Source organism: Streptomyces sp. NPDC048734, assembly GCF_043198675.1.
Lineage (GTDB): Bacteria > Actinomycetota > Actinomycetes > Streptomycetales > Streptomycetaceae > Streptomyces.
On record NZ_JBICUZ010000001.1, the window covers coordinates 530065 to 543347 of the forward strand.

General features: G+C 71.4%; 15 protein-coding genes. 9 read left to right on the forward strand and 6 right to left on the reverse strand.

All coding sequences use genetic code 11. The annotated features are described in order from the left end of the window. Positions 1 to 9: 9 nt before the first annotated feature. From ybeY to era, 5 genes are all read left to right on the forward strand, one after another. On the forward strand, positions 10 to 507 hold the full coding sequence (gene ybeY / locus ACGFQC_RS02295; protein WP_363088181.1) for an rRNA maturation RNase YbeY: 498 nt from the start codon (positions 10 to 12) through the stop codon (positions 505 to 507). Continuing rightward, a complete protein-coding gene (locus ACGFQC_RS02300; protein ID WP_363088180.1) occupies positions 504 to 1799 on the forward strand; it encodes a hemolysin family protein in 1296 nt (431 codons plus the stop codon). Before ybeY ends, ACGFQC_RS02300 begins: the two co-directional genes overlap by 4 nt. Further along, positions 1796 to 2155, forward strand: a complete 360-nt coding sequence (locus tag ACGFQC_RS02305; protein ID WP_363088179.1) for an MmcQ/YjbR family DNA-binding protein — start codon at positions 1796 to 1798, stop codon at positions 2153 to 2155. The genes ACGFQC_RS02300 and ACGFQC_RS02305 overlap by 4 nt, the downstream gene beginning before the upstream one ends. A 52-nt stretch (positions 2156 to 2207) precedes the next feature. Further along, positions 2208 to 2561, forward strand: coding sequence for a cytidine deaminase (locus tag ACGFQC_RS02310; RefSeq protein ID WP_363088178.1), 354 nt, complete (start codon positions 2208 to 2210; stop codon positions 2559 to 2561). 312 nt (positions 2562 to 2873) lie between these two features. Continuing rightward, entirely contained in the window at positions 2874 to 3827 is a 954-nt protein-coding gene (gene era, locus ACGFQC_RS02315; RefSeq protein ID WP_363088177.1) for a GTPase Era, read from the forward strand. A gap of 298 nt (positions 3828 to 4125) precedes the next feature. Here the strand turns inward: era and ACGFQC_RS02320 are convergent, their stop codons facing one another. From ACGFQC_RS02320 to ACGFQC_RS02330, 3 genes are read right to left on the reverse strand one after another with little or no spacing between them, the layout of a single operon-like run. Next, positions 4126 to 5457: a GH1 family beta-glucosidase gene (locus ACGFQC_RS02320; protein WP_363088176.1), complete on the reverse strand. Its 1332-nt coding sequence runs from the start codon at positions 5455 to 5457 to the stop codon at positions 4126 to 4128. 58 nt (positions 5458 to 5515) lie between these two features. After that, a complete protein-coding gene (locus ACGFQC_RS02325; RefSeq protein ID WP_363088175.1) occupies positions 5516 to 5782 on the reverse strand; it encodes a protealysin inhibitor emfourin in 267 nt (88 codons plus the stop codon). A 21-nt stretch (positions 5783 to 5803) separates the two neighbouring features. Then, complete coding sequence (locus ACGFQC_RS02330; RefSeq protein ID WP_363088174.1) at positions 5804 to 6874, reverse strand: M4 family metallopeptidase; 1071 nt, start codon at positions 6872 to 6874, stop codon at positions 5804 to 5806. 318 nt (positions 6875 to 7192) lie between these two features. On the opposite strand from ACGFQC_RS02330, the gene leuA reads away from it, so the two are divergent. Then, entirely contained in the window at positions 7193 to 8923 is a 1731-nt protein-coding gene (gene leuA, locus ACGFQC_RS02335) for a 2-isopropylmalate synthase (protein WP_363088173.1), read from the forward strand. Between the two features lie 186 nt (positions 8924 to 9109). Further along, on the forward strand, positions 9110 to 9805 hold the full coding sequence (locus ACGFQC_RS02340) for a TerB family tellurite resistance protein (RefSeq protein ID WP_363088172.1): 696 nt from the start codon (positions 9110 to 9112) through the stop codon (positions 9803 to 9805). Between the two features lie 12 nt (positions 9806 to 9817). Here ACGFQC_RS02340 and ACGFQC_RS02345 read toward each other — a convergent pair whose 3' ends face one another. After that, the gene (locus ACGFQC_RS02345; protein WP_363088171.1) at positions 9818 to 10729 is read right to left on the reverse strand and encodes a hypothetical protein; all 912 of its coding nucleotides are present in this window, start codon (positions 10727 to 10729) and stop codon (positions 9818 to 9820) included. Next, positions 10726 to 11256: a SigE family RNA polymerase sigma factor gene (locus tag ACGFQC_RS02350; protein WP_363088170.1), complete on the reverse strand. Its 531-nt coding sequence runs from the start codon at positions 11254 to 11256 to the stop codon at positions 10726 to 10728. The genes ACGFQC_RS02345 and ACGFQC_RS02350 overlap by 4 nt, the downstream gene beginning before the upstream one ends. Positions 11257 to 11336: 80 nt before the next feature. Here ACGFQC_RS02350 and ACGFQC_RS02355 point away from each other — a divergent pair, with 80 nt between their 5' ends. Further along, entirely contained in the window at positions 11337 to 11807 is a 471-nt protein-coding gene (locus tag ACGFQC_RS02355; protein WP_363088169.1) for a protein phosphatase, read from the forward strand. Here the strand turns inward: ACGFQC_RS02355 and ACGFQC_RS02360 are convergent. Continuing rightward, positions 11788 to 12258, reverse strand: coding sequence for an N-acetyltransferase (locus ACGFQC_RS02360; RefSeq protein ID WP_363088168.1), 471 nt, complete (start codon positions 12256 to 12258; stop codon positions 11788 to 11790). The genes ACGFQC_RS02355 and ACGFQC_RS02360 overlap by 20 nt on opposite strands. A 209-nt stretch (positions 12259 to 12467) precedes the next feature. Between ACGFQC_RS02360 and ACGFQC_RS02365 the strand changes: the two genes are divergently transcribed. Beyond that, complete coding sequence (locus ACGFQC_RS02365) at positions 12468 to 13265, forward strand: SCO2525 family SAM-dependent methyltransferase (RefSeq protein WP_363088167.1); 798 nt, start codon at positions 12468 to 12470, stop codon at positions 13263 to 13265. The last annotated feature ends 18 nt before the right edge of the window (positions 13266 to 13283 follow it).

Below are 13283 nucleotides of genomic sequence, written 5' to 3' on the forward strand. Positions count from 1 at the left end.
AGCACCACCATGTCGATCGACGTCAACAACGAGTCCGGAACCGAGGTCGACGAGCAGGCGATCCTCGACATCGCCCGCTACGCGCTCGCACGGATGCGCATCCACCCGCTCTCCGAGCTGTCGGTGATCGTCGTGGACTCCGACGCCATGGAGCAGCTGCACATCCAGTGGATGGACCTGCCGGGACCGACGGACGTCATGTCCTTCCCGATGGACGAGCTGCGTCCGCCGTCGAAGGACGACGACGAGCCCCCGCAGGGACTGCTCGGCGACATCGTGCTGTGCCCCGAGGTCGCCAGGAAGCAGGGGGAGGAAGCGCCCACGCGGCACTCCATGGACGAGGAGCTCCAGCTGCTCACCGTCCACGGCGTGCTGCACCTGCTGGGCTACGACCACGAGGAGCCCGACGAGAAGGCCGAGATGTTCGGCCTCCAGGCGGCCATCGTGGACGGCTGGCGTGCGGAGAAGGGCCACACCGGCCCGTCCCCGGCCCCGACCGTGTCATGAGCCTTCCCCTCGTCTTTGGTGCGATCGCCCTGGTCGTCGTGGCGTGGCTCGCCGCCTGCGCGGAGGCCGGCCTCGCGCGCGTCTCCAGTTTCCGCGCCGAGGAGGCCGTCCGCTCCGGGCGGCGCGGCAGCGCGAAACTCGCGCAGGTCGCGGCCGACCCGACCCGCTACCTCAACGTGGCGCTGCTGGTCCGCGTGGTCTGCGAGATGGCGGCGGCCGCGCTGGTCACCCACGCCTGCCTGAAGACGATCGACGGCACGGCGTCCGCGCTGCTGGCCGCGATCGGCGTGATGGTCCTCGTGTCGTACGTCGCGGTGGGCGTCTCCCCGCGCACCATCGGCCGCCAGCACCCGCTGAACACGGCGACGGCCGCCGCGTACGTGCTGCTGCCGCTGGCGCGGATCATGGGCCCGATCCCGTCGCTGCTGATCCTCATCGGCAACGCGCTCACGCCGGGCAAGGGCTTCAGGCGCGGCCCGTTCGCCTCCGAGGCGGAGCTGCGCGCGCTGGTCGACCTCGCGGAGAAGGAGTCGCTGATCGAGGACGACGAGCGCCGGATGGTGCACTCGGTCTTCGAGCTGGGCGACACGCTCGTGCGCGAGGTCATGGTGCCCAGGACCGACCTGGTCGTCATCGAGCGGTACAAGACGATCCGTCAGGCCCTCACCCTGGCGCTGCGCTCCGGTTTCTCGCGGATACCCGTCACCGGGGAGAGCGAGGACGACATCGTCGGGATCGTGTACCTCAAGGACCTGGTCCGCAGGACGCACATCAGCCGGGACTCGGAGAGCGACCTGGTGTCGACGGCGATGCGGCCCGCCGCCTTCGTCCCCGACACCAAGAACGCCGGCGACCTGCTGCGCGAGATGCAGCAGGAGCGCAACCACGTCGCCGTGGTCATCGACGAGTACGGCGGCACCGCGGGCATCGTCACCATCGAGGACATCCTCGAGGAGATCGTCGGGGAGATCACCGACGAGTACGACCGGGAACTCCCGCCCGTGGAAAAACTGGGCGAGGACCGCCACCGGGTCACCGCACGCCTCGACATCACCGACCTCGGCGAGCTGTACGGCCTGGAGGAGTACGACGACGAGGACGTGGAGACCGTCGGCGGACTGCTCGCGAAGGCGCTGGGCCGGGTGCCGATCGCCGGTGCCTCCTCGACCGTCGACCTGCCCGACGGCCGTGCCCTGCGGCTGACCGCGGAGGCCGCCGCCGGCCGCCGGAACAAGATCGTGACGGTGCTGGTGGAGCCGGTGGACCCGCCGAAGGGCGAGGAGGCGGAGTGACCCCGCAGGAGCTGCGCGGTCTGTGCCTGTCGTTCGACGCGGTGGTGGAGGACTTCCCGTTCCGTCCGGAGATCTCGGTCTTCAAGGTCGGGGGCAGGCTCTTCGCGCTGACGAGCCTGGACGCGAAGCCCCTGACGGTGAACCTCAAGTGCGACCCGGAGGACGCGATCCGGCTGCGCGGGGAGTACCCCGGTTTGATCATCCCGGGCTATCACATGAACAAGCGGCACTGGAACACGGTGACCGTCGACGGCGGCCTCCCGGACCGGGTGGTCCGGGAGCTGGTCGAGGACTCCTACGACCTGGTGGTGGCCGGTCTGCCGCGCGCGGAGCGGCTCCGCCTCGACCGGCCCTGAGAGACCCCGCCCCTGGGCGTCCGCCGCGCCGGCCTCTTCGTATGCTCGGGGCATGACCGACATCAACGCGCTTGGTCCCGAGGACCGCAAGATCGTCACCCTGGCCCGTTCGGCGCGGGCCCGCAACGGTGTGGCCGAGGGGGCCGCCGTACGGGACGAGACGGGACGCACCTACGTCGCCGGGACGGTGGACCTGCCCTCGCTGAAGCTGAGCGCGGTGCAGACGGCGGTGGCGATGGCGGTGGCGTCGGGGGCGCAGTCACTGGAGGCGGCGGCGGTGGTGACGTCCGCGGAGGGCGCCACCGGGGCGGACCTGGCCGCGGTGGGGGACCTGGGCGGGCCGGGGACGCCGTTGCTGGTGGCCGCGCCCGACGGCACGGTGCGGCTCAGCGTCCTGGCCGGCTGAGGCACACGTTTGCGGCGGTTTCGGGCCGCTGCCCGGACAGTGCGCCCGGCTCGCCGGACCCCGAAGCAGGACGAGGGCGGTGGCGGCGAGCAGCCAGGCGGTGTCCCCGGTGCCGATCCGGGCGGCGGCGAGGGTCACGGTCGTCTCCAACGGTGCGGGGGCTCGTCAGAGGGGCACGGGCACGCGTTTCCGGGCGCGTACGGGTGTGTTTCCGCGAGGTTTCGTTGCGTAGGGGTTTCCGGACGCTCACGTCCGGGGGCGCTCTCGGGCGGTTGTACGGCAGGGCTTCGTGGATCAGGGAGAATGGGCGGCATGAGCGTTCGTACCCAGTCATCCGAACAGCCGGCCGAGGCCGCCCACCGGGCCGGTTTCGCCTGTTTCGTCGGCCGCCCCAACGCGGGCAAGTCCACCCTCACGAACGCTCTGGTCGGGAAGAAGGTGGCGATCACCTCCAACCGTCCGCAGACCACCCGGCACACGGTGCGCGGCATCGTGCACCGGCCGGACGCGCAGCTGATCCTCGTGGACACCCCGGGGCTCCACAAGCCGCGCACCCTGCTGGGCGAGCGGCTCAACGACGTCGTGCGCACCACCTGGGCGGAGGTCGACGTCATCGGCTTCTGCCTGCCGGCCAACGAGAAGCTGGGCCCCGGCGACCGGTTCATCGCCAAGGAACTGGCCGGGATCAAGCGGACGCCGAAGGTCGCGGTCGTGACGAAGACCGACCTCGTCGACTCCAAGACGCTCGCCGAGCAGCTGATCGCCATCGACCAGCTCGGCAAGGAGCTGGGCATCGAGTGGGCCCAGATCGTGCCCGTCTCCGCCGTCGGTGACCAGCAGGTCGAGCTGCTCGCCGATCTGCTGATCCCGATGATGCCGAAGAGCCCGCCGCTCTACCCCGAGGGCGACCTGACGGACGAGCCCGAGCAGGTGATGGTCGCCGAGCTGATCCGCGAGGCGGCCCTGGAGGGCGTCCGCGACGAGCTGCCGCACTCCATCGCGGTGGTCGTGGAGGAGATGCTCCCGCGTGAGGACCGCCCCGCGGACAAGCCGCTCCTCGACATCCACGCGAACATCTACATCGAGCGCCCCAGCCAGAAGGGCATCATCATCGGCCCGAAGGGCAAGCGCCTGAAGGACGTCGGCATCAAGTCCCGCAAGCAGATCGAGGCACTCCTCGGGACGGCCGTCTTCCTGGACCTGCACGTGAAGGTCGCCAAGGACTGGCAGCGGGATCCGAAGCAGCTGCGGAAGCTGGGCTTCTAGGGTCTTTCGTCCGGGTCGGGCCGGATCGGGGTGCGGGGGTCCGGTGCCGGGGGCACCTCCCGCGCCTTCCGGGCGGTGGGGAAGCATCGCAGGGCGGAGGAGGGCGTCACGGCGGAGCCGTGGCGCCCGACGACGCGGCGGGGCGCGGTGCCGGGGCCCGCGAGCCCGGAGTGATCCGAACGAGAGGCCCCAGGACCGTCCGCGGGACACCGGGGTCCTCGCGCGCCCCGCCCGTCGGGCCGCGCCCGCCCGTCGGGCCGCGCCCGGTCGGCCGGGGCGGTCGGCGGGCGGACCCTCGTCACCTCTGGGCCCGCAGGACGTCCCGCAGCCAGTGGTAGGAGGCCTTGGGGGTGCGCTTCAGCGTGCCGGGGTCGGAGAAGTCCACGTGGACCAGGCCGAAGCGGCGTTCGTAGCCCTGCGCCCACTCGAAGTTGTCCAGCAGCGACCACACGAAGTAGCCGCGCACGTCCACGCCCGCCTCCATCGCCCGGTGCAGGGCGCGCAGGTGCCCGTCGAGGTAGGCGATGCGGTCCTGGTCGTCGATGCCGGGACAGCTGCACCCGTTCTCGGTGATGACGACCGGCGGGAGGCGGTCGCCGTAGCGGCCGGCGAAGCCGGTCAGGAGTTCGGTCAGGCCTTCGGGCACCACGGGCCAGCCGAAGTCGGTGACCGGGACGCCCTCGATCTGCCGCACGGTGAAGGGGAGTCCGGCCGGGACGCGGACGCCGCCGAACTCGATCCCGGTGCCCTGCGGGGCGCCGACGCGGGTGGGGGCGTAGTAGTTGACGCCGTAGAAGTCGAGGGGTTCGGCGATGACCTTCAGGTCGGCCGCCACGTCACCGGGCATCGACTCGCCCAGTCCCTCGGGGTATTCGCCGAGCAGGAGGGGGTCCGCGAAGAGCCGGTTGAGCAGGACGTCGTAGAAGGCGGCGGCCTCCTGGTCGGCGGGTTCGGCGGAGGCGGACCAGGTGGGGCCGTGGGAGTTGGCGATGCCGATGTCCCGGGCGCCCGCCGCCCGCAGCGCCCGCACGGCCAGGCCGTGGGCGAGGAGCTGGTGGTGGGCGACCGGCAGCGCGTCGAACATCAGCTGCCGACCGGGGGCGTGGGTGCCCAGGGCATGGCCCAGCAGGGTGTGTTCGGCGGGCTCGTTGAGGGTGATCCACCGGTGGACGCGGTCACCGAGGCGGTCCGCGACCACGGACACGTACGCGGCGAAGCGGTGCGCGGTGTCCCGCTCCAGCCAGTCCAGCCGGGCCGGCAGGTCCCAGTGGAAGAGGGTCGGCACCGGGCGCACGCCGGCCGCCAGCAGTTCGTCCACCAGCCGGTCGTAGAAGTCCAGGCCGCCGGGGGAGTTCACCCGCGGCCAGGAGATCGAGAAGCGGTACGCGTCCACGCCCAGGCCGGACAGGAGCGCCACGTCCTCGGTGTGGCGGTGGTAGTGGTCGCACGCCACCGCGGCCGTGGAGCCGTCCCCGACCCGCCCCGGTTCGGCCGTGAAGACGTCCCAGACGGACGCCTCGCGCGTGTCCGCCGCGCCCTCGATCTGGTGGGCGGAGGTCGAGACACCCCACAGGAAGCCGGCCGGGAACCGGGGTATCGGGTTCGTCGGTCCGTGTGCGTCGGTCGCCATGGGCGCGATCATCCGTACCGCCGGTGAGGGAAGTCAACGCCCGCGCGTGAAAGGGCCGTTACGCACCCTCCTTGAGCACGCGCGAGATCAGCTCGCGCTGCTCCGGGGTGAGCCGGGGGTCGGCCGCGTACACCGTCACGCCGTCCACCGTGATCTCGTAGCCGAACCCGTCGGGGACCCCGGCCGGGCGGGACCGGTGGCCGTCCGCCAGCGCCTGCCCGGCCAGTGCTTCCCAGGCGCGGGCATCGGGCCGCCCCGAGGTGTCCACCCCGGCGGCGCGCTCGATGCCCGCGAAGCCGCCCGTGCGTCGTACGTGAATGCGCATGGGAGCGTGTCTAGTACGGATCTACGCGATCCGCACCCCCACCCGCCCCCACGCCTTCTCCACGGCCTGGAACTCCTCGCCGCCGTCGCCGAAGCGCTCCCGCGCGGCCTTCACGGTGAGCTTCGCGAAGTCGGCGAAGAACGCCCGCTCCGTCAGCTCGCCGCCGGTCAGCACGTCGTACCAGATCTGGCCGGCCTTCTCCCAGGCGAAGCCGCCGAGGGCGGTGGCGGCCAGGTAGAACGCGTGGTTGGGGATGCCCGAGTTGATGTGGACGCCGCCGTTGTCCCGGCCGGTGCGCACGTAGTCGTCCATGGTCGCGGGCTGCGGGTCCTTGCCGAGCACGTCGTCGTCGTACGCGGTGCCGGGCGCCTTCATGGAGCGCAGGGCCCGACCGCTCACGTTCGGGGCGAGCAGCTCGGCGCCGATCAGCCAGTCGGCCTCGGCGGCGGTCTGGCCCAGCGCGTACTGCTTGACGAGCACGCCGAAGACGTCGGACATCGACTCGTTGAGGGCGCCCGGCTGGCCGTAGTAGGTCAGGTTCGCGGTGTACTGGGTGACGCCGTGGGCCAGTTCGTGGCCGATCACGTCGAGGGAGCTGGTGAAGTCGACGAAGATCTCGCCGTCGCCGTCGCCGAACACCATCTGCTCGCCGTTCCAGAAGGCGTTGTTGTAGTCCTCGTCGTAGTGGACGGTGGCGTCCAGGGGCAGGCCGTCGCCGTCGATCGAGTGACGGCCGTACACCGTGAGGAAGTGCTCGAAGGTGGCGCCGAGACCGGCGTAGGCGCGGTTCACCGTGGCGTCCCCGCCCGGTTCGTCGCCCTCGCCGCGGACCTTGGTGCCGGGCAGCGCGGTGCCGTGTCCGGCGTCGTGGACCGTGCGCAGTGGCTGGTTGGAGGGGGCCTTGACGGCCGGGGCGGCCGCGAGGCGGAACTCGCTGGTCACGCGGCGGCGCGAGCGCAGTTCCTCGTCGCGCAGCAGGGTGCGCCGTGCGGGTCCGGAGCGTGCGGGGTCGTCGCTGCGCGCCAGGCGGTCGAGGACGTGGGGCGGTACGACGGTGCAGAAGACGGGCTCGAAGCCCCCGTGGGTCGTCATGTCCGGCACCTTCGCACCGTGTGACCGCACTGTCACCACTCGCAACCATGATTGGTGAAATACGGTGACAAACGACCCTGATCCGCGCTCGAGAGTGGTATACGGCACTTTTTGCCTGATTGGTCCGCCGGTCCCGCATACTGGAACGGCCCCACGCGTCCCGTGGGGCTCGGCTAAAGTGCGGAGCACTATGCGTTTCGGGCTGCTTCTCCTTAGCTGCCGCGGCGAGGGCCTGTAGTCGAGGCCGACCCCCTCCCCGCGGAGCTTCGCGTTGCGTCGTCGGCCGTCCTTCCGGACATCCTGAGGAGCCCCGCAGAGATGGCGAACCGCCAGCAGCCCAGCACCATGCCGATCCACAAGTACGGGCAGTACGAGCAGGTCGACATCCCCGACCGCACCTGGCCCGACCAGCGGATCACCGTCGCCCCCCGCTGGCTCTCCACGGACCTGCGCGACGGCAACCAGGCCCTGATCGACCCGATGTCGCCCGAGCGCAAGCGCCGGATGTTCGACCAGCTGGTCAAGATGGGCTACAAGGAGATCGAGGTCGGCTTCCCCGCCTCCGGCCAGACCGACTTCGACTTCGTGCGCTCGATCATCGAGGAAGAGGGCGCGATCCCGGACGACGTCACGATCTCCGTACTGACCCAGGCCCGCGAGGACCTGATCGAGCGGACCGTGGAGTCCCTGAAGGGCGCCCGGCGCGCCACCGTCCACCTGTACAACGCGACCGCGCCGGTCTTCCGGCGGGTGGTGTTCCGCGGCTCCAGGGACGACATCAAGCAGATCGCGGTCGACGGCACCCGGCTGGTCATGGAGTACGCCGAGAAACTGCTGGGCCCCGAGACTGGTGGTACGGAGTTTGGCTACCAGTACAGCCCGGAGATCTTCACCGACACCGAGCTGGACTTCGCGCTGGAGGTCTGCGAGGCGGTGATGGACGTCTACCAGCCCGGCCCGGGCCGCGAGATCATCCTCAACCTGCCCGCCACCGTGGAGCGTTCGACCCCCTCCACGCACGCGGACCGCTTCGAGTGGATGAGCCGCAACATCTCCCGCCGCGAGCACGTCTGCATCTCGGTCCACCCGCACAACGACCGCGGCACCGCCGTCGCCGCCGCCGAGCTGGCGCTGATGGCCGGCGCCGACCGCGTCGAGGGCTGCCTGTTCGGCCAGGGCGAGCGCACCGGCAACGTCGACCTGGTCACCCTGGGCATGAACCTGTTCTCGCAGGGCGTCGACCCGCAGATCGACTTCTCCGACATCGACGAGATCCGTCGTACGTGGGAGTACTGCAACCAGATGGAGGTCCACCCGCGCCACCCGTACGTGGGCGACCTGGTCTACACCTCCTTCTCCGGCTCCCACCAGGACGCCATCAAGAAGGGCTTCGACGCCATGGAGGCCGACGCGGCCGCCAGGGGCGTCACCGTGGACGACATCGAGTGGGCGGTCCCGTACCTGCCGATCGACCCGAAGGACGTCGGCCGCTCCTACGAGGCCGTCATCCGCGTCAACTCGCAGTCCGGCAAGGGCGGCATCGCCTACGTCCTGAAGAACGACCACAAGCTGGACCTGCCGCGCCGGATGCAGATCGAGTTCTCGAAGATCATCCAGGCCAAGACGGACGCCGAGGGCGGCGAGGTCACCGGCGGCGACATCTGGGCCACCTTCCAGGACGAGTACCTGCCCAACCCCGAGAACCCCTGGGGCCGCATCCAGGTGCGCAACGGCCAGTCGACCACCGACACCGACGGCGTGGACACCCTCACCGTGGACGCGGTCGTCGACGGCGAGGAGACCGTCCTGTCCGGCTCGGGCAACGGTCCGATCTCGGCCTTCTTCGACGCCCTGGAATCCATCGGCATCGACGTACGCCTGCTGGACTACCAGGAGCACACGATGAGCGAGGGCGCCTCCGCGCAGGCCGCCTCGTACATCGAGTGCGCGATCGGCGACAAGGTCCTGTGGGGCATCGGCATCGACGCCAACACCACGCGCGCCTCGCTGAAGGCGGTCGTCTCCGCCGTCAACCGCGCGACGCGCTGATCATCCGGACGGGGAGTTTCGCGGCCCCGGCCGCCGGAAACGGCGGCCGGGGCCGCGTCGTATATCGGCCATCCGTCCGTGGAGGTCACGGAAAGGTCTCGTCCCGGGTGCTGACTCCGCCTCGACGATGTGGCTAACATCACGAAAGCGCGCGGCGATGTTGCCACGCGGTTACGGAGGTGCGACGTGCTGCCAGAACGGGGACGAGACGGCCGTGCCACCGGGTTCGCCCGCGTGCTGGGCCACCGCACCGCCTGGACCCCCGCCGGGGACGGCGAGTTCTTCTGCCCCGGCTGCGGTGGCGACCGCAACTACCAGCGGCTCACCGGCCGGCGCCGCTTCACCCTGCTGGGCGTACCCGTGCTGCCGCGCGGCGAGACCGGCCCCGTCGTCGAATGCGCCGCCTGCCGCCGCCACTTCGGCACCGACGCCCTCGACCACCCCACCACCACCCGCTTCTCCGCGATGCTCCGCGACGCCGTCCACACCGTCGCCCTCGCGGTCCTCTCGGCGAGCGGCCCCTGCGCCCGTACGTCCCTGGAGACGGCGGCGGTCGCGGTGCGCGCGGCCGGCTTCCCGGACTGCACCCGCGAGCAGCTCGCCGCCCTCGTCGACGCCCTCGCCGCCGACACCGGCCGCGTCCACGGCGAACCCTGCACCCCCGGCCTGGCCATAGAGCTGCACGAGGCCCTCGACCCGCTCGCCCCGCACCTCGCCCCCGTCGGCCGTGAGTCCATCCTGCTCCAGGGCGCCCGCATCGCCCTCGCCGACGGCCCCTACACCCCCGCCGAACGCGAGGTCCTCGCCACCGTCGGCACGGCCCTCGCCCTCCGCGCGGACGACGTCACCCGGCTGCTGGCCGCGGCCCGCACACCGTCCTGACGCTCCCGCCCCCTACGGGAGCGTCCTGTCGTACGAACCGTCACGGTCGGAGTCGTAGACCAGCGCGCCGGCGCCGTCGTAGCCCTTGATGTGCGGGGCCCGCGTCACCTGCCGGTCGAGGACTCCGGCCGCGACGAACCAGCCCTCGTCCAGGGTGGCCGTGACGTCGCTGCCGCCGTAGGAGACGGTCACCTCGGCCACCGAGGGTTCGACCGTGCCGATGACCCCCCAGCGGAAGGGGAGTTTCCAGCCGCCCTTGTCCAGGAACGACTGCTGGTACAACTTGCCCCCGTTGATGTCGGGGACGACCGGGCCGGTGGGGCCGGAGTCGGGCGAGGCGACGTTGATGCCGGTCGCCTTCCCGTCCTTGACCGTGCAGATCAGCCGGACGTCGGTCTTCTCCTTGACCGCGACGACGAAGAAGCCGTCGCCGGGCGCGTTGGTGTCGCCGGTGCTGCGCATGGCCAGCAGGATCCGGTAGTCCCCGGCCCCACCGAGGTAGTCCTCCTCCAGCCCGCCCGACGGCATCGCGTCGTCGCGGGCGAGGCACTTCTGCAGGCCGTCCGTGGCCTGCCCGGAGGTCACCCCGTCCAGCAGCCGGCCCGTACCGGCCGGCGGCGCGGTCCGCTCCGGGGCCGGTGACGCGGCGAGGGTGCGCGGGGCGCCGGCCGTCGGCCTCGGCGTTGCCGTGTCGGCGCCCCGCCCCCCGTTCCCCCCGGCCACGGCGTACGCCCCCGCCGGCAGGGCGGCCAGCGTCATCAGCGCCGCCCCCGCCGCCACGGCACGCCGTCGCCGCTCCACCGCACCGCGCCGCCGGATCTCCGGCCAGGGCGCGGGCGAAGGCCTGACCGTGCGGGCGTCCTGCGCGAGCAGCTCCCGCACCCGTTCCTCCAAGTCCCGCCCGTCAGTCGTCTCGTCGTTCACTTTCCGCCTCCCCGCCCCGTCACCGCGCGGTCCTCGCGCACCAGCCCCGGATGCGTCCGCAACTTCGCCAGCCCCTTGGAGGCCTGGCTCTTGACCGTGCCAGGCGAGCAGCCGAGCACCTCGGCCACCTCCGCCTCGGACAGGTCCTCCCAGTACCGCAGGACCACCACCGCCCGCTGCCTGGCGGGCAGCCGGGCCAGCCCGTCGAGCAGGGAGCCGCGCTCCTCCACCCGCCCGACGGCCTCGTCGCGCCCCGCCCGCTCGGGCGGCGCCGCGGTCAGCGCCTCGGCGACCCGCCGCTTGCGGAACCGGTCGCTGTTGCAGCTGACCAGCATCCGCCGGACGTAGGCCTCCGGGTTGTCGCTGCGCGCTATCCGCCGCCACGACCGGTAGGCCTTCGCCAGAGCGGTCTGCGTCAGGTCCTCCGCGTGGTGCACGTCACCCGTGAGCAGATACGCGGTCCGCACCAGCCCCGACCACCGCGCTCTGACGAACTCCTGGAACTGGGCCTCGTGTTCGGCCTGCATCAAGCACCCTCCTCGCCCTCCAGACCACCGGTCGGGCCGAATCGGTTGCCCGGCCGGCGCGGCCGGGTTCGAATGGGGGCGTGGAGACGCGACAGGAACCCTGGCCGACGGGAACGCCCGGGGTGCTCGAGCTGCCGTCCGGCCGGCTGGTGCGCGGCCGCGGGCTGCGCCGCCCCCTCGACCCGGTGGCGCCGGCCCCGACGTACGGCCTCTATCTGCTCGGCGGCGCGCCGCCGGCGGTGCCGTGGGAGGCGCGCTGGATCCGCTGGCCCGACTTCCGGCTGCCCGCCGACCGCGCCGACGCCCGCGCGGCGCTCGCCGAGGCGTGGCGGCGGGCGGCCGGGGAGAGGCTGGAGGTCGCCTGCGGCGGCGGACGCGGCCGTACGGGGACGGCGCTGGCCTGTCTGGCGGTGCTGGACGGCGTTCCGGCCGCCGGTGCGGTGGAGTTCGTGCGCCGGCACTACGACCGGCGCGCCGTGGAGACGCCCTGGCAGCGTCGCTACGTGCGGCGGTTCGCCGGGCTCACGGGCCTCACAGGGCGAGCGTCATGAGGAGGCGGTCCTCGCCGGGGCCGAAGTAGTCCGGTCGGGGTCCGTCGGGGTCCGGGGCGAAACCCAGGGACCGGTACAGCGCGATCGCCGTGTCGTTGCGGGGCTCCACCGAGAGCGTGACGAGGTGCACGCCCCGGCCGCGGAGATGAGCGAGGATCCGCGTCATCAACTGCCGGCCGAGCCCCTGGCGTTGCAGCGGTGGGGAGATGCCGAGGCTCAGGATCGAGCTCCGCGCCGCGTCCGGCGGCGTCGACAGCACGTATCCGCCCAGGTCCTCGCCCATGTCCACGACGAACACGAAGTCCGGGAACGAGGCCAGCAGCTGGCGCAGCACGAAGTAGGGGTACGGGGCGGTCGGGAAGGCCTCCTCGTCGAGCCGGACGATACGGGGGAGGTCCTCCTCCGTGGCCGCTCTGATCCGCAGGCTCCTTTCCTGGGACGCCCGGCTCACTGCCGAACCGGCGGCCGGCCGAGAACGATCTCGGGGATCTCGGGGAACCCGGGGAACTCGGGGAAGAGGAGTCATGCAGTCCCCTTGTGAAGGATCGACGAAATGAATGGCGCACGTGCTCACTCTTGTCCGATATGCATACTCGACCGTCCATCATTGCCTGATGCACGCACTCCTTCAAGAGCGCGTCGTCCTGCTAGGCTGAACCAATGACCTCGGGATCGCCCACCGCCACCGAAAAACTGAATGCCGATGTGCCCTGGGACGCCTTCGATCCCGACGAGTACATCAAGCGCAATTACCTGGAGATCCAGCCCGTGGACAGGGCGATCCTCACCCGGGTCCGAGATCACTTCACTGATCACTTCGAGAAGCACGGCGGTCGCGGCGGCGCCGGTATCGACGTGGGCGCGGGGCCCAATCTCTATCCGGCCCTGGCGATGCTCCCCTGGTGTGGCCGGATCACGCTCCTCGAGCGGTCCGAGCGGAACCTCGACTACCTCCGCGGCCAGCTCTCCGGCTACGACGCCAACTGGGACCAGTTCTGGGAGGTCCTCACGAGCGGCGCGCACGGCGCGGGCGCGGCCTACGCGGGCCTCGGCGCCGACCCCAGGGCGCGCTTCGGGGAAGCGGTCCGCGCCCCCCGGCCCGGCAGCCTCTTCGACCTCTGCGGCGAAAAGCCCGCCTGGGACATCGGCACCATGTTCTTCGTCGCGGAATCCATCACCACCTCGCTCGAAGAGTTCCGGCGGGGCGTGGGCTGTTTCATGAAGTCCCTGAAAGCCGGCTCTCCTTTCGCCGCCGCTTTCATGGAGCATTCCGAGGGATATCGTGTGGGCGCGCAGGAGTTTCCCGCCCGCGATATCGACGAGGCGGAAGTGCGCACCGTTCTCGCCCCGTTCGCCGAAGCGGACATGAAGGTCTTCTGCCTGGACAACCCGAAGCAACTGGTGCGCCACGGATACACCGGAATGATTCTGGCCTGCGGCCGACGAAGGAAAAAGTGACGTCCCGCGGTTCCACGA